18 protein-coding genes are annotated in these 18,504 nt (G+C 66.1%); 6 read left to right on the plus strand and 12 right to left on the minus strand.

The genetic code is table 11. The annotated features are described in order from the left end of the window. Nucleotides 1-7: 7 nt before the first annotated feature. On the plus strand, nt 8-613 hold the full coding sequence (locus CW360_RS09715) for a 5-formyltetrahydrofolate cyclo-ligase (RefSeq protein WP_101193556.1): 606 nt from the start codon (nt 8-10) through the stop codon (nt 611-613). Here CW360_RS09715 and CW360_RS17195 read toward each other — a convergent pair. Continuing rightward, nucleotides 601-726 (minus strand): hypothetical protein, encoded by a 126-nt coding sequence (locus CW360_RS17195; protein ID WP_281255619.1) that lies wholly within the window; start codon nt 724-726, stop codon nt 601-603. The genes CW360_RS09715 and CW360_RS17195 overlap by 13 nt on opposite strands. A gap of 284 nt (nt 727-1,010) precedes the next feature. Between CW360_RS17195 and CW360_RS09720 the strand changes: the two genes are divergently transcribed. From CW360_RS09720 to CW360_RS09735, 4 genes are all read left to right on the plus strand, one after another. Next, on the plus strand, nt 1,011-1,484 hold the full coding sequence (locus CW360_RS09720; RefSeq protein ID WP_093984838.1) for an EVE domain-containing protein: 474 nt from the start codon (nt 1,011-1,013) through the stop codon (nt 1,482-1,484). Nucleotides 1,485-1,661: 177 nt separating this feature from the next. Further along, a complete protein-coding gene (locus CW360_RS09725) occupies nt 1,662-2,738 on the plus strand; it encodes an HlyD family secretion protein (protein WP_101193557.1) in 1,077 nt (358 codons plus the stop codon). Further along, nucleotides 2,735-5,464 carry a ribosome-associated ATPase/putative transporter RbbA gene (gene rbbA / locus CW360_RS09730; protein ID WP_101193558.1) on the plus strand — a complete coding sequence of 910 codons (2,730 nt, stop codon included), beginning with the start codon at nt 2,735-2,737 and terminating at the stop codon, nt 5,462-5,464. Before CW360_RS09725 ends, rbbA begins: the two co-directional genes overlap by 4 nt. Beyond that, entirely contained in the window at nt 5,464-6,582 is a 1,119-nt protein-coding gene (locus CW360_RS09735) for an ABC transporter permease (protein WP_093984835.1), read from the plus strand. Before rbbA ends, CW360_RS09735 begins: the two co-directional genes overlap by 1 nt. 18 nt (nt 6,583-6,600) lie before the next feature. Here the strand turns inward: CW360_RS09735 and CW360_RS09740 are convergent, their stop codons facing one another. After that, complete coding sequence (locus CW360_RS09740; protein WP_093984834.1) at nt 6,601-7,050, minus strand: flagellar basal body-associated FliL family protein; 450 nt, start codon at nt 7,048-7,050, stop codon at nt 6,601-6,603. 124 nt (nt 7,051-7,174) lie between these two features. Here CW360_RS09740 and CW360_RS09745 point away from each other — a divergent pair, with 124 nt between their 5' ends. Beyond that, nucleotides 7,175-8,155, plus strand: coding sequence for an NADPH:quinone oxidoreductase family protein (locus CW360_RS09745; RefSeq protein WP_101193559.1), 981 nt, complete (start codon nt 7,175-7,177; stop codon nt 8,153-8,155). Here the strand turns inward: CW360_RS09745 and CW360_RS09750 are convergent. From CW360_RS09750 to CW360_RS09795, 10 genes are read right to left on the minus strand one after another with little or no spacing between them, the layout of a single operon-like run. Then, on the minus strand, nt 8,145-8,831 hold the full coding sequence (locus tag CW360_RS09750) for a PqiC family protein (RefSeq protein ID WP_101193560.1): 687 nt from the start codon (nt 8,829-8,831) through the stop codon (nt 8,145-8,147). The genes CW360_RS09745 and CW360_RS09750 overlap by 11 nt on opposite strands. A 6-nt stretch (nt 8,832-8,837) precedes the next feature. Further along, nucleotides 8,838-9,794, minus strand: a complete 957-nt coding sequence (locus CW360_RS09755; protein ID WP_101193561.1) for an MlaD family protein — start codon at nt 9,792-9,794, stop codon at nt 8,838-8,840. Beyond that, complete coding sequence (locus tag CW360_RS09760; RefSeq protein WP_101193562.1) at nt 9,791-10,561, minus strand: ABC transporter ATP-binding protein; 771 nt, start codon at nt 10,559-10,561, stop codon at nt 9,791-9,793. The genes CW360_RS09755 and CW360_RS09760 overlap by 4 nt, the downstream gene beginning before the upstream one ends. After that, a complete protein-coding gene (locus CW360_RS09765) occupies nt 10,561-11,691 on the minus strand; it encodes an ABC transporter permease (protein WP_245874707.1) in 1,131 nt (376 codons plus the stop codon). The genes CW360_RS09760 and CW360_RS09765 overlap by 1 nt, the downstream gene beginning before the upstream one ends. Before the next feature lie 3 nt (nt 11,692-11,694). After that, nucleotides 11,695-13,953, minus strand: a complete 2,259-nt coding sequence (gene parC / locus CW360_RS09770; RefSeq protein WP_101193564.1) for a DNA topoisomerase IV subunit A — start codon at nt 13,951-13,953, stop codon at nt 11,695-11,697. A gap of 7 nt (nt 13,954-13,960) precedes the next feature. Then, nucleotides 13,961-14,482 carry a retropepsin-like aspartic protease family protein gene (locus CW360_RS09775; protein ID WP_229727134.1) on the minus strand — a complete coding sequence of 174 codons (522 nt, stop codon included), beginning with the start codon at nt 14,480-14,482 and terminating at the stop codon, nt 13,961-13,963. After that, nucleotides 14,479-15,468 (minus strand): esterase-like activity of phytase family protein, encoded by a 990-nt coding sequence (locus tag CW360_RS09780; RefSeq protein ID WP_101193565.1) that lies wholly within the window; start codon nt 15,466-15,468, stop codon nt 14,479-14,481. The genes CW360_RS09775 and CW360_RS09780 overlap by 4 nt, the downstream gene beginning before the upstream one ends. Continuing rightward, entirely contained in the window at nt 15,465-17,354 is a 1,890-nt protein-coding gene (parE, locus tag CW360_RS09785) for a DNA topoisomerase IV subunit B (protein WP_101193566.1), read from the minus strand. The genes CW360_RS09780 and parE overlap by 4 nt, the downstream gene beginning before the upstream one ends. Before the next feature lie 15 nt (nt 17,355-17,369). After that, nucleotides 17,370-17,984 carry a YqiA/YcfP family alpha/beta fold hydrolase gene (locus CW360_RS09790; RefSeq protein ID WP_101193567.1) on the minus strand — a complete coding sequence of 205 codons (615 nt, stop codon included), beginning with the start codon at nt 17,982-17,984 and terminating at the stop codon, nt 17,370-17,372. A gap of 43 nt (nt 17,985-18,027) precedes the next feature. Then, nucleotides 18,028-18,504: a chemotaxis protein CheW gene (locus CW360_RS09795; protein ID WP_101193568.1), complete on the minus strand. Its 477-nt coding sequence runs from the start codon at nt 18,502-18,504 to the stop codon at nt 18,028-18,030.

The raw sequence follows: 18,504 nt of genomic DNA on the forward strand, positions 1-18,504 counted from the left end.
TTTCAGGATGTCCATCCCTAGCGAACAGCCTACCCGCCACAGCCTGCGCCGCCAGCTGCGCGAAGCGCGCCGCGCGCTGAGCCGGCTGGAACAACGTCAGGCCAGCCTCGGCCTGTATCGGCAACTGGCGCAACATCCCAGCTTCCGCCGCGCCCGGCACATCGCGCTGTATCTGGCCAACGATGGCGAAATCGACCCGCAACCCCTGCTGCGCGCCGCTCAGCGCCGCGGCAAGCATACCTACCTGCCGGTACTGGCCAGCTGGCCGCGCACGCACATGCGCATGCAGCGCCTATTGCCTGGCGAGCGCCTGCAACGCAACCGTTTCGGCATAGCCGAACCGCGCCCGAATCGCGCCCGGCAACGCCCACTGTGGGCACTCGACCTGTTGCTGCTGCCGTTGGTGGGTTTTGATGAACAGGGTGGCCGCCTGGGCATGGGCGGCGGCTTCTACGACCGCAGCCTGGCCTATCGCCAGCGCCGTGCGCACCTGCTCGGGCCGCGCCTGTTCGGCCTAGCTCATGAGTGCCAGAAGGTTGACTGCCTGCCGCTGGCCAGCTGGGACGTACCGTTGCACGGCGTGATCACCGCGCAACGCCGCTACGGTTGCTGAATGACGGTCTCGGCCTGTGGCTGCCAAAGTGCCTGGCTGTAGGCCGTGGTTACCAGGCCGAGCCCGAGAAGAATGACCAATACCCAGAGAAGATCCGGTTTCTTGCCTTGCATACCTGCCCCCGCGAAGTCGTTCAGTTCCCGCGACGCAATCAGCGCCGGCGGAGCTGCACGCAGTCGTTATGACGACCTTGTTGCTCTTGTTTATGGCAGGGACTGTCCATTCCCCAAAGCCGCCACAAACCCTGTGCGGTTGGCCTGGCAAGCCAGGCGAGGCATTCTCCGAAAAGCTGGCGGAACAATGCAAATTTCTGGCGTCAAACTCCAGTAATCGCCGCAGTATGATCCTTGTCTGACAATCTATTCTGTGCACTGAATCGCACTAGGAAGCAAAGCCGATGCCCTACTGGCTGATGAAATCCGAGCCCGACGAATTCTCCATCGACGACCTGGCCGAGCGCGGCCAGGCTCGCTGGGATGGCGTACGCAACTACCAGGCGCGCAACTTCCTGCGCCAGATGCAGGTGGGTGAGCGGTTCTTCTTCTATCACTCCAGCTGTGCCGAACCAGGCCTGGCAGGGATCGGCGAAATCGTCCGGACGGCGTACCCCGACCCCACCGCCTGCGACCCGCAGAGTGTCTATCACGACCCGCGCTGCCTGCGCGGCGAGAACCCCTGGTCAGCCGTCGAGGTGGCTTTCGTCTGCCGCTTCCAGCCCCTGCTGAGCCTGCGCCAGTTGCGCACCCAAGCCCATCAGGCAGCACTCGCCGACCTGGAGCTGCTGCGCAAGGGTAGCCGCCTGTCCGTCATGCCGGTCAGTACAGCGGCCTGGCAGGCCCTCTGCACGCTGGCCGACGTTCCGCCAGGTTGATGCACATCAACGCGCTTTGTTGACTGTTCGGCCATACTCCGCGCACAGTCGACAAGCCGCAATGGCGCCGTCAGCCGCCCTGCAGCGGCGCACAATAACAATACCCCTTTCTGATCGATGTTCCGTGCCCGGCAGGCCGCTGGCCGTGTCGCGCACCTTTTGGCACGAGGCAAATGGATGAACACGCGTAGCGGTACTCCCTGGATAAGCCGTCTGGCCATAGGCGCCGCTGTGTGTGCGGCCGTGGCGCTGGCCTGGTATGAACTGCGCCCGCAGGGGCTCGGCGAAGGCTTTGCCAGCGGCAACGGGCGTATCGAAGCCACCGAAGTGGATATCGCCAGCAAGCTGGGCGGACGCATCGCCAGCATTGCCGTCGAGGAAGGTGACTTCGTCAGCGCCGGCGATGTGCTGGCCAGCATGGATACCCAGGTACTGCAGGCACAACTGGCCCAGGCCGAAGCCCAGGTGCGCCAGGCCGAGAACAGCCGGCGCACTGCCGAGGCGCAGGTCAGCCTGCGCGAAAGCGAGGCCGTGACCGCCGCCGCCATCGTCCGCCAGCGCCAGGCCGAACTGGACGCCGCACGCAAGCGCCATGTGCGCAGCGCCGCGCTGGTCGCACGCAATGCCCTGGCCCAGCAACAACTGGATGACGACCTGGCCCGTCGGCAGAGTGCCGAGGCCGCCCTGGCCGCGGCACGCGCCCAGGTGCTCTCCGCCGAAGCCGGCATCAGCGCGGCACGCTCGCAGGTCATCGAAGCCGAGTCGGCCATCGAAGCCGCGCGCGCCAGCGTGGCACGCCTGCAGGCGGACCTCGACGACAGCCAGCTCAAGGCACCGCGCGCCGGCCGCATCCAGTACCGCCTGGCCCAACCTGGCGAGGTACTCGGGGCGGGCGGCCGGGTACTCAACCTGGTCGACCTGGGTGATGTCTACATGACCTTTTTCCTCCCGGAGCGCGTCGCCGGACGCGTGGCCCTCGGCCAGGAGGTACGCCTGGTGATAGATGCAGCGCCGCAGTATGTGATTCCTGCCCGCGTCAGCTACGTGGCCAGCGTCGCGCAATTCACACCGAAGACCGTGGAAACCGCCAACGAGCGGGAGAAACTGATGTTCCGGGTCAAGGCGCGCCTCGACCCGGCGCTCCTGCAAAAGCACCTGCAGCAGGTCAAGACCGGGGTTCCCGGCATGGCCTACCTGCGCCTGGACGAGAGCCTGCAGTGGCCGGACGAACTGGCCCTGCGCGTGCCTGAATGAACAGCGCGGAGGTGGTCGCCAGGCTGCAACAGGTCAGTCTGCGCTATGCCGACAAGCTGGCGGTGGACCAGGTCAGCCTGGAGATCCCCGCCCGGCAGATGGTCGGCATGATCGGCCCAGATGGCGTCGGCAAGTCCAGCCTACTAGCGCTGATCGCCGGCGCCCGGCAAATCCAGCAGGGCCAGGTCGACGTGCTGGGCGGCGACATGGCCAGCAGTCGCCACCGCCGCCAGGTCTGCCCGCATATCGCCTACATGCCGCAGGGCTTGGGCAAGAATCTCTACCCGACGCTGTCGGTGTTCGAGAACCTGGACTTCTTTGGCCGGCTGTTCGGCCAGGACCGCGCCGAACGCGAGGCGCGCATCGATGAACTGCTGCGCAGCACCGGCATGGCAGCCTTTCGCGAACGCCCGGCCGGACAGCTGTCCGGCGGCATGAAACAGAAGCTCGGACTGTGCTGCGCGCTGATCCACGATCCCGACCTGCTGATCCTCGATGAACCGACCACCGGCGTCGACCCGCTGTCACGCAACCAGTTCTGGGAGCTGATCGCACGCATCCGTCAGCAGCGCCCGCACATGAGCGTGCTGGTGGCCACCGCCTACATGGAGGAAGCCGAACGCTTCGACCACCTGCTGGCGATCAACGACGGTCAGTTGCTGGCCGCCGGCAGCCCCGCCGAACTGCGCCAGCGCACCGCCTGCGCCACCCTGGAAGAGGCCTTCATCGCCCTGCTCCCGGAAGCACGGCGGCGCAATCACCAGGCCCTGCACATCCCGCCGCGAACCCAGCACGATGCAGCCGCGCAGATCGCCATCGAGGCACGCGAACTGACCTGCCGCTTTGGCGACTTCGTGGCCGTCGACCGGGTCAATTTCCGCATCGAGCGCGGGGAAATCTTCGGTTTCCTCGGCTCCAACGGCTGCGGCAAATCGACCACCATGAAGATGCTCACCGGGCTGCTGCCGGCCAGCTCCGGCGAAGCCTTCCTGTTCGGCCAGGCCATCGACCCGCACGACATGGCGACTCGTCGGCGGGTCGGCTACATGTCCCAGGCCTTCTCGCTGTATAGCGAACTGAGCGTGCGTCAGAACCTGGAGCTGCATGCCCGGCTGTTCCATCTGCCCGCGGCACAGATTGCCGGGCGCGTCGCCGAGATGGTCGAGCGCTTCGACCTCGTCGAGGTACTCGACAGCCTGCCGGACAGCCTGCCGCTTGGCTTGCGCCAGCGCCTGTCACTGGCCGTGGCGGTGATCCACCAGCCGGAAATTCTCATCCTCGACGAACCCACCTCGGGGGTTGACCCGGTGGCCCGCGACGGCTTCTGGCAGCTGATGATCGACCTGTCGCGCCGCGACGGGGTGACCATCTTCATCTCCACCCACTTCATGAACGAAGCCCAGCGCTGTGACCGCATCTCGCTGATGCATGCCGGCAAGGTGCTCGACAGCGACACCCCGGCCGGCCTGATGGCCAAGCGCGGTCTGCCCAGCCTGGAAGCCACCTTCGTCGCCTATCTGCAGGAAGCCGTGGGCAGTCCGCCCGCGCCAACCGACAGCCCGGCCACGCCGGCCAGTCCACGTCCGTCGGCGGCCAGCCCGCGCTTCAGCCTGTTGCGCCTGTTCAGCTATGCCTGGCGCGAGGCTCTGGAGCTGCGCCGCGACCTACTGCGCGGCAGCATGGCGCTGTTCGGTACCGTGCTGCTGCTATTCATCATCGGCTACGGCATCAGCCTGGATGTCGAAGACCTGTCCTTCGCCGTGCTCGACCGCGACCAGAGCGGCAGCAGCCAGCAGTATCTGCTCAACCTGGTGGGTTCACGCTATTTCATCGAGCGCCCGCCCCTGCACGACTATGCCGAGCTGGAACGACGCATGCGCAGCGGCGAAATCAGCCTGGCCGTGGAAATCCCGCCCAACTTCGCCCGTGACCTGAAGCGCGGCGCCAGCCCACAGGTCGCCATGTGGATCGACGGCGCCATGCCGACCCGGGCAGAAACCATCAAGGGCTATGTGCAGGGCATGCACCAGAGCTACCTGCAGGAACTGGCCCGCCAGTCCAGCCAGGCCAGCGCAGCGCTGCCGGTGAACCTGGAGGTGCGCTACCGCTACAACCCCGACGTGGAAAGCCTCAAGGCCATGGTGCCAGCGGTCATCCCACTGCTGCTGATGCTCATCCCGGCCATGCTCACCGCGCTGGGCGTAGTGCGCGAAAAGGAGCTGGGCTCGATCATCAACCTCTACGTCACCCCGGTTACCCGCCTGGAATTTCTCCTTGGCAAACAGCTGCCTTATGTCGCGCTGGGCATGCTCAGTTTCCTGCTGCTGGTGCTGCTGGCGGTCGGCGTGTTCGACGTCCCCCTCAAGGGCAGCCCGGCTACCCTGCTGCTCGGTGGCCTGTTGTACATCTTCTGCGCCACCGGCCTGGGCCTGCTCATGTCGACCTTCACGCGCAGCCAGATCGCTGCGGTGTTCGGCACCGCCATCGCCACACTGGTCCCGGCCATCCAGTTCGCCGGACTGATCTACCCGGTGTCGTCACTGGAGGGCTTTGGCGCGCTGATCGGCCACCTGTATCCGACCTCGCACTTCCTGGTGATCAGCCGTGGCACCTTCTCCAAGGCCTTGCAACTGAGTGACCTGTACCCACAGTTCCTGGCCCTGTTGCTGACCATCCCGCTACTGACCCTGCTCAGCGCCCGACTGCTGAAAAAACAGGAGGTCTGATGCTGTCCAACATCTTCCAGCTCGGCCTCAAGGAACTGCGCAGCCTGCAGCGCGACTATGCCCTGTTGCTGCTGATCCTCTGGGCCTTCAGCCTCGGTGTCTACACCGCGGCCAGCAGCATGCCGGAAAGCCTGCACCACGCGAGCATCGCGGTGGTCGACGAGGACCGCTCAGCGCTCTCGCAACGCCTGGTCGATGCCTTCCAGGAGCCGTACTTCCGCACCCCGCAGCGTATCGACCTGGCCGAGATGGATCGCGGCATGGATGGCGGGCGCTATACCTTCACCCTGAATATTCCGGCCAACTTCCAGCGTGATGTGCTGGCCGGGCGACGGCCGGCGGTGCAGTTGAATGTCGATGCCACCCAGGTCAGCCAGGCCTTCACCGGCGCCGGCTATATCCAGAGCATCGGCCTGGCGGAAGTCAGTGAATTCCTCCAGCACTACCGGGGCACACCGGCGCAGGCCGCCGAACTGCAGGTCAAGGTGTCCTTCAACCCCAACCTGACCCGGGCCTGGTTCGGCTCGGTGATGGAAGTGATCAACCAGATCACCATGCTGTCGATCATCCTCACCGGGGCGGCGCTGATCCGCGAGCGCGAGCACGGCACCGTGGAACACCTGCTGGTGATGCCGGTGACGCCGCTGGAAATCATGCTGGCCAAGGTCTGGTCGATGGGCCTGGTGGTATTGCTGGCCACCGCGCTGTCATTACTGCTGGTGGTGCAGGGTTGGCTGCAGGTGCCGATTCACGGCTCGCTACTGCTGTTCCTCGGCGCTACCGCGCTGCACCTGTTCGCCACGACCTCGATGGGTATTTTCTTCGGCACCGTGGCGCGCTCGATGCCGCAACTGGGCCTGCTGATCATCCTTGTGCTGATCCCGCTGCAGATTCTTTCCGGCGGCACCACGCCACGCGAGAGCATGCCCGAACTGGTCCAGCAGCTCATGCTGGCGGCCCCTACCACGCACTTCGTCAGCCTGGCCCAGGCCATTCTCTACCGGGGCGCCGGGCTGTCGATCGTCTGGCCGCAATTGCTGGCGATCATCGTCATCGGCAGCCTGTTCTTCCTCGCCGCGCTGCTGCGCTTTCGCAAAACCCTGGCGCAGATGGCCTGAGGCCCGCCGCGCCGGGTTTCAGGGCTGGACGATCAGGTTGTTGAACAACAGGTCCTCGACCAGCGGCTGTCCCTCTTCCTGCTCCAAGACCTGGCGGGTCAGGCGCAAGGCCTCCTGGCGCAGCGCTTCCTTGGCCTCCAGGGTGGCCAGCGACTCCTGGGTCTGCTGGGAGAACAGCTCGATCAGCTGATTGCGGATCAACGGCTCATGATAGGCCACCTTGGTCTCTGCCTCGCTACCGCTGACGCGCAGGGCGATATCGGCCTTGTAGTACTGCAGGCGCGGCCCCGGACCAAAGTTGCCAACCAGCGCGGGGAACAGCGTGACATAGGCGGCGGCGGGCTTGGCCGCCTCACCTTCCTTCTCCTCCTCGGCCTGCGCGAACAGGGCAAAGGGCAGCAACAGGGCCAGCAACAGACTACGGGTGATCTTCACGGCAATTCCTCCAAGGGCAATGCGCCCAAGCATAGCCGTTGCCCGACGCACACCCAAGCCCAACGCTTATGCCCCGCCATCAGCTGACGGCATGCTGATTGACCGCCCCCCAACGCCCCCTACACTGAGGCAGCCATCCCCGTTAAGGAATACCGCGATGAAAGCACTGCTGTGCAAGGCCTTCGGCCCCGCCTCCAGCCTGCAGCTGGAAGACATCCCCAGCCCCACGCCCAAGGCCAACGAGGTGCTGCTCGATGTCCACGCCGCCGGGGTGAACTTCCCCGACAGCCTGATCATCCAGGGCAAGTACCAGTTCAAGCCGCCCTTCCCCTTTGCTCCGGGCGGTGAAGCGGCCGGGGTGATCAGCGCGGTCGGCGACAAGGTCAGCCAGTACCGGGTCGGCCAGCGAGTCATGGCCCTCACTGGCTGGGGCAGCTTTGCCGAGCAGGTCTGCGTGCCCGCCTACAATCTGCTACCGATGCCCGACGGCATGGACTTCGCCAGTGCGGCGGCGTTCGGCATGACCTACGGCACCTCCATGCATGCCCTCAAGCAGCGCGGTAACCTGCAGCCGGGCGAAACCCTGCTGGTACTGGGGGCGTCCGGCGGGGTGGGCCTGGCCGCCGTGGAAATCGGCAAGGCCATGGGCGCCACGGTGATTGCCGCAGCAAGCAGTGCCGAGAAGCTGGAGGTGGCCCGCCAGGCCGGCGCCGACCAGTTGATCAACTACCGCGAGCAAAGCCTCAAGGACGAGCTGAAGAAACTGACCGGCGGCAAGGGCGTCGACGTGATCTATGACCCGGTGGGCGGCCCGCTGTTCGAGGAGGCCTTCCGCTGCATCGCCTGGAATGGCCGTCTGCTGGTGATCGGTTTTGCCAGCGGGGAGATTCCCGCCCTGCCGGCCAACCTGCCGCTGCTCAAGGGCGCGTCGCTGGTCGGGGTGTTCTGGGGTGCGTTCGCCCAGCGCCAGGTGCAGGACAACGTTGCCAACTTCCAGCAACTGTTCGCCTGGTATGCCGAAGGCAAGCTCAAGCCGCTGGTATCCCAGCGCTACAGCCTGGCCGAGGCCGGCCAGGCCATCGATGCCCTGGCCGAGCGCCGTGCCGTGGGCAAGCTGGTGATCGACGTCAGAAGCTGATCCGCCCCGGCGCCTGCAACACCGGCGGCAGCGGCGCAGGGGCGCTGCCGCTACCCGCCTTGGCCGCAGGCGCTCGCTTGCCGGGCCGCGGCGGCGGCGTGCTCGGCGGCAAAGCACGGATCGCTGCGGCCAGCTCGGCGGCCAGCTGTTGCAGCAGCTCGCTCTGCGCACGCACCTGGTCGCGCGGCGTGCCATCGTGCTCGGCCTGCAGGCTGAGCAGCCGGCTGCCACGCAACTGCCCCTGGCCATCCAGCAGGCGCCACTGCGCCTGCAGGCGAGCCGGCTGGCTGGCACCGGAGTCCAGGCGGCTGATGCTCAGCACCGCCTGCAACTGGTTATCGAAACCCACCCGATCCGGATACAGGGCAATGCGGCTGGTTTGCAGGCGGCTGGCCAGCTGGCGCAGCAGCAACTGGCCGACATCATCCTGCAGGCTGCCCGCCCAGCGGGCCTCCTGACTCAGGCTGAGGCTGTCGTCGGCCTGGCGCTGCACCAGGTTCTCGCGCTGCAGATAGTCGGCCAGCTGCAATGGCCCCAGCAACAACGCCGGCCCCTGGTCAGCCGCCGGCAGCGGCGGCGCGCCATCCTGCAACTGGTAGAACTGGGCGGGGGGTTGCAGCGCACAGCCATGCAGGGCAAGCAGCAGCAGCCACAGGGAATAACGCAAGACAGTCATGAACGGTTACCGTTGTTTGCCAAAGATCAGCGATTGCGGCTGCTGGTCCAGCCCCTCCGCCGTACGTTGCAGGGCCTTGCCGGCCTGGCTGAGCTCCTGCAGGGCGCGCAACATTTCATATTGCACCTCCGACTGCGGGCCGAGGCTGCGCCGGCTGTCGCTGGCCAGCGCATTGACCTCCTGCAGGGCCTGGGCGGCCTGCTCGGCAGCCCGGCGAATGTCGGCGACCGCCGCACCCAGGTCGTGGCTGCCGCTCTGCGCACTGTCCAGCAACGGCGGCAACTGGCGCTCCAGGTTGGCACTCAGCCGGTCAAGACGCGCCAGCAGGCTGTTCAGGTTGCCCAGGCCCTGCTGCAGATCCGGCGAACTGGTGAGTTTTTCGATACTGCTCAGGGTGCGATTGGCCGAGTCGATCATCGCCTGCAGCGGCAGCTCGCGCAGGCTGGCCACCAGTTCGCGCAGCACGTCGGCGGCCTGGTCGATGCGCGAGGGCACGCTGGGAATCACCGGCAAGTCGTTCAGCTCGGTGTGTGTGTGAACATAGCCCTGCTGCCCGGGAAACATGTCCAGTGCCACGATGGCCTTGCCAGTGAGCAGACTGGGGGTCTGCAACTGGGCACGCAGGCCGCGCTCGATCAACTGGCCCAGCACCCGCTCGAAGCCACGCCCCCGCCCGGAGCTGTCGCCGGGGTTGTTGATACGCACGATCACCGGCATCACCACATCCTGCAGCTCGCGGTCATAGGACAGGCGGATCTCCCGCACCGTGCCGACCTTGACGCCGCGGTAGGTGACGTCGGCGCCGACATCCAGGCCGTCCAGCGCGCCGGTGAAGTACACCACGTACTCGCTGGGCTGGCTGAACCAGCTGTCCCGCGACAGCAGCAGCACGCCTGCCGCCAGCAGCGCCAGGCCGGCCAGCAGGAAGGCTCCGATCAGGAAAGGTTTGCGGGCTTCGCTCATCTGCGCTCCATGCCGTGCGCCGTGTCGCCACGGCGGAGAAATCGCTGGACCACCTCGGGCCCTTCGTCGAGCAGCTGTTGCAACGGGCCCAGGGCGATCTGCGTACGGGTCTGATTATCGAGGAACAGGCAGGTGTCGGCCACCCGGTAGATGCTCGGCAGCTCATGGGTGACCAGCACGATGCTCGAACCCAGGCTGTCGCGCAGCTGCAGGATCAGCTCGTCGAGCGCCTGCGAGCTGAGCGGATCGAGCCCCGCCGAGGGCTCGTCGAAGAACAGCACCTGCGGGTCCAGCGCCAGCGCACGGGCCAGTGCGGCACGCTTGCGCATGCCACCGGACAGCTCGGCCGGATACAGTTCGGCACACCCGGCCAGACCGACCAGGGCCAGCTTGATTTCCGCCAGCTCACGCCGTTCGGCGGCACACAGCTGCGGACGATAGGTGGCCAGCGGTAGGTCGATGTTCTCCTGCAGGGTCATCGCTCCCCACAAGGCACCGTTCTGGTAAAGCACGCCGAAGTGCTGCTGCAGGGCCGCACGACTATCCGCGCTGCGCGCCCAGAAGTCTTCGCCGCGGAACAGCACGCGCCCGGCCAGCGGTGCCTGCAGGCCGATCAGGTGGCGCAACAGGGTACTCTTGCCACATCCGCTGCCACCCATGATGACGAACACCTCACCGGCGGCAATGCTGAAATTCAGATCGCGCTGGATAACCAGGCTGCCATAGCCGGCACTCAGCTGTTCAGCGCGCAATACCGGGGTATTCATCAGATGCCCAGCCGTGTACAGATCAGGGTGATCAGCGCGTCGCTGACCACCAGGGCCACGATGATACTGACCACCGCACGGGTGGTCGCCTGACCGACCGCCTGGGCGTTACGCCCGCTGGCCAGGCCGTAGTGACAGCCGATCAGGCCGATCAGCACGGCAAACACCAGGCTCTTGAAGATACCGATGAGAAAGTCGGTCAGGCTGAGCATTTCCAGGCTTTGCGCCAGGTACAGCGGCGCGGAAATATCGAACAGCCCGGCACCGATGACAAAGCCACCAAAGATACCCAGCACATCGGCGAACACGCAGAGCACCGGCATGGCCACCAGCAGCGCCAGCAGGCGTGGCAGAACGAGAAACTCCAGCGGTGGAAAGCCGAAGGTCTTCAGTGCATCCACTTCCTCGTTGGCCTGCATGCTGCCCAGCTCGGCGGCATAGGCTGCGCCGGTGCGCCCGGCCATGATCACCGCGGTCATCAGCGCGCCCATCTCGCGGGTCATGCCGATGGCCACCATGTTGGCGATATACAGCTGGGCACCGAAGGCCTCCAGCTGGGCGGCACCGACGAAGGCGAGGATCAACCCGACCAGGCTGGCGATCAGCGCGACAATCGGCAGGGCACCCGGCCCACACTGCTGCAAGGCCAGCCAGAAGTCGCCGCTGCGCATACGCGCCCGCCCGCTGGCCAGGCGACCGAGCGCCAGCACCACCTCGCCGACGAACTGGCAGGCCTGACGCAGGCTGCCCAGCAGCCCCAGCTGCAACAAGCCTAGACGAGCCACCCAGCCGTAACGCGGCGGCGCCTTGGCATGGGCCTGCACCGAAGGCGTGGCGGCCATCTGCAGCAGGCGCTCCACCCCCTCCGGGAGGGTTAGCCAATGCACGCGCAAACCATCAGCCTCGGCCAGCCGCTGCAAACGCCGCAAGGCAGCCAGCAGGCTACTGTCCCAGGCCGAAGGCTGTACCGCCAGCTGTAACTCGGCCTGCCCGCGTGGGCGGCTCTGCCAGAGCGCCGGCAAGTCCGGCTTGGCCTGCTGCAGGGTCCAGGCACCGCTCAGGCAGAGCAGCAACTGGCCATCTGCGGCCGCCTGCCAGCGCAGCTCGGCGGGTTCGCCAGGGCCGGCCATCACTTAGCCCAATGCCTCGACCAGCAAGCCATCGACGCGCTGGAAGCCACGCGGCAGCTTGTTACCACGCCGGCCACGCTCGCCCTTGTAGTGTTCCAGGTCATCCGGCTTGAGGGTCAGGGTACGCTTGCCGGCCTGCAGGACCAGGGCACAGCCCTCGCCGAGCACGGCCAGGTCGGTCAGGTACTCCTCGCGGCTGGCCACCCGCTCGCCGGGAATACCGATGATCTTGTTGCCCTTGCCCTTGGCCAGCTGCGGCAGGTCGGCGACCTTGAACACCAGCAGGCGGCCCTCGCTGGTCACCGCCGCCAGCCAGTCGCTGTCACGGCTGCCGGCCAAACGTGGCGCCATCACCCGCGCGCCTTCCGGCAGGCTGAGCAGGGCCTTGCCCGACTTGTTCTTGGCCTGCAGGTCTTCGCCCTTGACCAGGAAGCCGTAGCCCGCGTCCGAAGCAATCACATACAGGGCATTGTCATCGGGCAGCAGCAGGCACTCGAAGGTCGCGCCGGGCGGCGGTTGCAGACGGCCGGTGAGCGGCTCACCCTGGCCACGCGCCGATGGCAACGAATGCGCAGCCAGCGAGTAGCTGCGCCCGGTGGAGTCGATAAACACCGCGTACTGATTCGAGCGGCCGGGCGCGGCGGCCTTGAAGCCGTCGCCGGCCTTGTAGGACAGGCCGGTGGCGTCGATATCGTGGCCCTTGGCGCAGCGTACCCAGCCTTTTTCCGAGAGCACCACGGTGACCGGTTCGGTCGGCATCAGCTCGGTTTCCGACAGGGCACGGGCTTCGGCGCGGGCGACGATCGGCGAGCGGCGGGCATCGCCGTACTTCTCGGCATCGTCGAGGATCTCCTGGCGCACCAGCTTTTTCAGCTTGGCTTCGCTGCCGAGCAGGGCCAGCAGCTTGTCGCGCTCCTTGGCCAGCTCGTCCTGCTCGCCACGGATCTTCATCTCTTCCAGCCGCGCCAGCTGACGCAGGCGGGTGTCGAGGATGTAGTCGGCCTGCACCTCGGTCAGGCCGAAGCGCGCCATCAGCACCGGCTTGGGCGAATCCTCGGTGCGGATGATATGGATCACTTCGTCCAGGTTGAGGAAGGCCACCAGCAGGCCTTCCAACAGGTGCAGGCGCTTCTCCACCTTGTCCAGACGGAACTGCAGGCGGCGCCGTACGGTGCCGACGCGGTAGACCAGCCATTCGCTGAGCAGGGTGCGCAGGTCTTTCACCTGCGGCTTGCCATCCAGGCCGATGACGTTGCTGTTGACCCGGTAGCTGGACTCCAGATCGGTGGTGGCGAACAGGTGGGTCATCAGCTCGTCGGCATCCACCCGGTTGGAGCGCGGGATGATCACGATGCGGCAAGGGTTCTCGTGGTCCGACTCGTCGCGCAGGTCGGCGACCATCGGCAGCTTCTTGGCCTGCATCTGCGCGGCGATCTGCTCCAGCACCTTGGCTCCGGAGACCTGGTGCGGCAACGCGGTGACCACGATATCGCCGTCTTCCACGCGGTATACGGCACGCATGCGCACCGAACCACGGCCGGTTTCGTAGATCTTCAGCAGGTCGGCCTTGGGCGTGATGACCTCGGCTTCGGTGGGGAAGTCCGGGCCTAGGATGTGTTCGCACAGCTGCTCGACCGTGGCGCCCGGTTCATCGAGCAGGCGCACGCAGGCGCTGGCGACTTCGCGCAGGTTGTGCGGTGGCACGTCGGTGGCCATGCCCACGGCAATGCCGGTGGTGCCATTCAGCAACAGGTTGGGCAGCCGCGCCGGCAGGGTCGCCGGCTCGTCGAGAGTGCCGTCGAAGTTCGGCACCCAGTCCACCGTGCCCTGGCCCAGTTCGGCCAGCAGCACTTCCGAGTAACGCGACAAGCGCGCCTCGGTGTAACGCATGGCGGCGAAGGACTTGGGATCGTCCGGCGCACCCCAGTTGCCCTGGCCGTCGACCAGGGTGTAGCGGTAGCTGAACGGCTGCGCCATCAGCACCATGGCCTCGTAGCAGGCAATGTCGCCGTGCGGGTGGAACTTGCCGAGCACGTCACCGACGGTACGCGCCGACTTCTTGTGCTTGGCGTCGGCGTCCAGGCCCAGCTCGCTCATGGCGTAGACGATGCGTCGCTGCACGGGCTTCAGGCCATCGCCGATATGCGGCAGGGCGCGGTCCATGATCACGTACATGGAATAGTTGAGGTAGGCCTTCTCGGTAAAGTCGGCCAACGAACGGCGCTCTACGCCGTCCAGGCTAAGGTCGAGGGTTTGGCTCATGCGGGCCTCATGGCAAGGTGGTTTGGCGCAACAGCAACTGGCCGTCGCGCTGGGTAAATTCCAGACGTTTCAGGGCGCTCATGCCCAACAGCACCTGATCGCCCTCCATGGCGGGGGTGATCAGCGCGGCAACGTCACGTAACTCGATGGCGCCCAGCTGCAGCCGGTCAATCTGCGTACGCCAGGCCTGGACCGTGCCGTTAGCCGTGCGCACGCTGAGCGTTGCGCCAGGCTGCAGGCCGAGCGTTGCTGCCAGCGTCTGAGGCACCGCCACGGCGGTGGCGCCAGTATCCAGTAACAGGGTCACGCGCTGACCATTGATCTGCCCGTCCAACAGATAATGACCACCCCGGCTGCTGGCCAGCTGAACTTCAACAAAACCCTCGCCCTGACGCGACAGCGGCTCACGATTGGGATGCTCGCGGCGCTCCTCCCAGCGGGCGAAGAACTGCGTAGCCAGCAACAAAGCGGCCAGCCAGGCAACGATCAGCATCACCCGGTTGGCATAGCGCAGGGTCGTCGCCGTCATGGCGCCAACCAGCCGTGCGCTGGCGCGGCGACGCGCCAGACGATCGGCCGCTGCTCACCATCGCCGCGTGGCTGACCGCCGTTGTCTACGCCGATCCAGGCGCCTTCGGCATCCACCTGCAGTGCTTCGGCCATGCCGTAGGGCAGCCGATAGCGGCGTGATGCGTCCAGGGCAAACTCGCCGTACGACCAGCAGCGCTCAACCTCGGCGCGCTGCGCATGCCGCCGGCAGAGGCGCCAGTGATGCGACTCCAGGGTAAACAGTTTCTCGCCGTGCAGGCTCAGCGCATTGAAGCTGCTCGGCAAGCGGCGTTCGCCATACACGGCTGGCGCGGGCACCGGGGTGCTCTCGCTGAGCAGGACACAGTTGCCCAGGCAACGCCAGCGTCCGCCCTGCCAATGAGTCAGCAGCAGCCCCCGGCTCTGGCGCTCGGCGGCCAGCCACAGGCGCTGGCCATCCTCCGCCACGGCAATGCCTTCGAGCAGGGCGTTGGCCTGCAGCAGCATGCCGCTGGCGCGGGCCTGGCGTACCAGCGCCTGCGGCAGACGCAACCACTCGCCCTGGCCCTGGCGATCGACACGCAGCACACTGGCCCGCGCCTCACTAAGCAGGTAACGATTGCCGGCGGCATCGCAGCTGATGCCTTCGAAGTCCAGCTGGCCACCACGCCATGGCCCAGCCAGCCAGGCACGCGCCAGCAAGCCCCAGGGCAGTGCGCTGGGCGGTACGGGCGGCACCTGAATGGCCAGTGCCTCGGCCTGCAGGGTCTGCTCATGCACCTGCAGGCGATAGATATGCCGGTCATCGCGGTCGCTGACCGCCAGCAGTTCATCACCACACTGCGCCAGTCCCGACAGGTTGCCCGACGGCATGCCGAGCACCGGGTATTCGGCCAGCAAGACCAGCGGCGTAATGCGCTCCGGCGCGGCGCTGGCGCAGGTGCTGGCAGCCAGCAGCAGGCTGCCAATGAGCAGGCCAGCCCTCACAGCAGTACCTCGGCGAGATCGCCTTTGCTCTCCAGCCAGCTCTTGCGATCGCCGGCGCGCTTCTTGGCCAGCAACATGTCCATGACTTCCCGGGTGCCCTCGAAGTCATCCAGAGTCAGCTGCACCAGGCGCCGGGTATTGGGGTCCATGGTGGTTTCCCGCAGCTGCGGCGGGTTCATCTCGCCAAGGCCCTTGAAGCGGGTGACTTGCGGCTTGCCGCGACGCTTCTCGGCCAGCAGGCGCTCAAGGATGCCATCGCGCTCGGCATCATCCAGGGCGTAGAACACCTCCTTGCCGAGGTCGATGCGGTACAACGGCGGCATGGCCACGTAGACATGCCCTGCTTCCACCAGCGGGCGGAAGTGACGGACGAACAGCGCGCAGAGCAGCGTGGCAATGTGCAGGCCGTCCGAGTCGGCGTCGGCGAGGATGCAGATCTTGCCGTAGCGCAGCTGCGACAGGTCGCTGGAGCCCGGATCAAGGCCAATGGCCACGGCGATATCGTGGACTTCCTGGGAAGCCAGCACTTCACTGCCATCCACTTCCCAGGTATTCAGGATCTTGCCGCGCAACGGCATGATGGCCTGGAACTCCTTGTCGCGGGCCTGCTTGGCCGAACCACCGGCGGAGTCACCCTCGACCAGGAACAGTTCGGCGCGCATCGGCTCCTGCCCGGCGCAGTCAGCCAGCTTGCCGGGCAGCGCCGGGCCCTGAGTGATCTTCTTGCGCTCGACCTTCTTGCCCGCCTTGAGGCGGCGGTTGGCGTTGCTGATGGCCAGCTCGGCCAGCTGTTGACCGACCTCCGGGTGCGCATTGAGCCACAGACTGAAGGCGTCCTTGACCACGCCGGAGACGAAGGCCGCGGCCTCGCGCGAGGACAGGCGCTCCTTGGTCTGCCCGGAGAACTGCGCATCCTGCATCTTCATCGAGAGGACGAAGGCAATGCGCTCCCAGATGTCTTCCGGGGCCAGCTTGACGCCACGCGGCAACAGGTTGCGAAACTCGCAGAACTCGCGCATGGCATCCAGCAGGCCCTGGCGCAGGCCGTTGACGTGCGTGCCGCCCTGCGCGGTGGGAATCAGGTTGACATAGCTTTCCTGCAGCGACTCACCACCTTCCGGCAGCCACAGCAGCGCCCAGTCGACCGCCTCCTTGCTACCGGCCAGGCTGCCGCAGAACGGCTCCTCGGGCAGGCGGGCACATTCGCTGACCGCATCCACCAGGTAGGAGCGCAGGCCGTCCTCGAAGTACCAGCGGGTGGTCTCGCCCGTGTTCTTGTCGGTGAAGCTGACCTCCAGGCCGGGGCAAAGCACCGCCTTGGCCTTGAGCACATGTTTGAGACGGCTGATGGAAAACTTCGGCGAATCGAAATACTGCGCATCGGGCCAGAAGCGCACGCTGGTGCCGGTGTTGCGCTTGCCCACCGTGCCGACCACTTCCAGATCACTGGCCTTGAAGCCATCGGCGAAGGTCATGCGGTATTCGTTGCCGTCGCGCTTGACGCGTACCTCGACCTGGTTGGACAGCGCATTGACCACCGAAATGCCCACGCCGTGCAGGCCGCCGGAGAATTGGTAGTTCTTGTTGGAGAACTTGCCGCCAGCATGCAGCTTGGTGAGGATCAGCTCGACACCGGGAATGCCTTCTTCGGGGTGGATATCCACCGGCATGCCACGCCCGTCGTCGAGCACTTCCAGCGAGTTGTCTTCGTAGAGAATGACCTGGATGACCTTGGCGTGACCGGCCAGGGCCTCGTCGACGCTGTTGTCGATGACTTCCTGGGCCAGATGGTTGGGCCGCGCGGTGTCGGTGTACATGCCTGGGCGCTTGCGCACCGGGTCGAGACCGGAGAGGACTTCAATGGCGTCGGCGTTGTAGGCAGTCATGGGCTCTCTTGTCTGTCAGTTGAACGCGGAAAAATCCAGGTGCCGCCAGTGTTCGGCGGCGATGCCGGCAAATGCCAGCAGGCGTGGCACGTGCAGGGCAAAGCCGGCAAAACCGTGCTCGCCGCCGGCCTCGATGGTCAGCGCGCAGGCACGGTAGTAACGCTCAGCCTCGCGGTAGTCGAGGGTTTCGTCGGCCGTCTGCAGCCAGACCTGGCAACGCGCCGGCGCCTCGGGCGGCGGCACCTCCAGCTCGGCCAGCGCCTGTACATGCGTTTCATCCAGCCACCAGCGCTCGCCAGTGTAATGGTTGCACTGCTCGCCCAGATACCCGGCAAAACGCCGGTGTGGCAACACCGCCGGATTGATCAGCAGCATCGGCAGGTCGTGCTGGCGGGCCAGGAAGGTTGCATAGTAGCCACCCAGCGAGCTGCCGACCAGCAAGGGCCGCCCCAGCTCGGCGATGGCCTGCTGCAACTGGGCGATGGCCTGGCGTGGATGATGATGCAGCGCGGGAATACGCAATTGCCCGGCCAGCCCCATACGCTGCATGACCGCTTGCAGGATACGCGCCTTGCTGGAAGCCGGAGAACTGTTCAGGCCATGGATATAAAGAAGCGGACTCACCGTCATCTACCCGGGGCGACGGGCCGCCGGACGACCCGCGCAGCGCGGCTTATTCGATCAGTCCGGCATCCGCCAGCAACTGCTCCAGCGCCAGCAGATCGGGAATGCGTGCAACCTGCTCGCCCAGCTGCACGGCATCCAGCTCCAGGGGTGCCAGGGCCAGGTCGGCGCGCGGCAGATCGCTGGAGACCTTCTGTGCATGGGGGATACCCTGCACCAGCAAGGCAATGAACTTGAGCAGCGGCCGTCCGCCAATCGCGTTCAGCACGGCAACCCGCACGCCCTCTCGCGGCGGTTGCGCCCCCCCACTGGCCAACTCGAAGGACAGCAGGGGCAAACTCAGGTCACGCCAGGCGATCTGCCCAAGAAACCAGTCAGGCATGCCGTCACTGGTAATCGGCGAGCGATAGGCAATCAGTTCAGCAACCGCCGTGTTGGGCAGCAGCAACTGGCGGTCAGCCAGGGGAATCAGCAGCGCGGTCAGGACTTCGCTGGCCTCGTCACGGGTAGCTACGGCTTGGCTCAT

Origin of the sequence: Pseudomonas fluvialis, from assembly GCF_002835605.1 — a bacterium.
GTDB lineage: Bacteria > Pseudomonadota > Gammaproteobacteria > Pseudomonadales > Pseudomonadaceae > Aquipseudomonas > Aquipseudomonas fluvialis.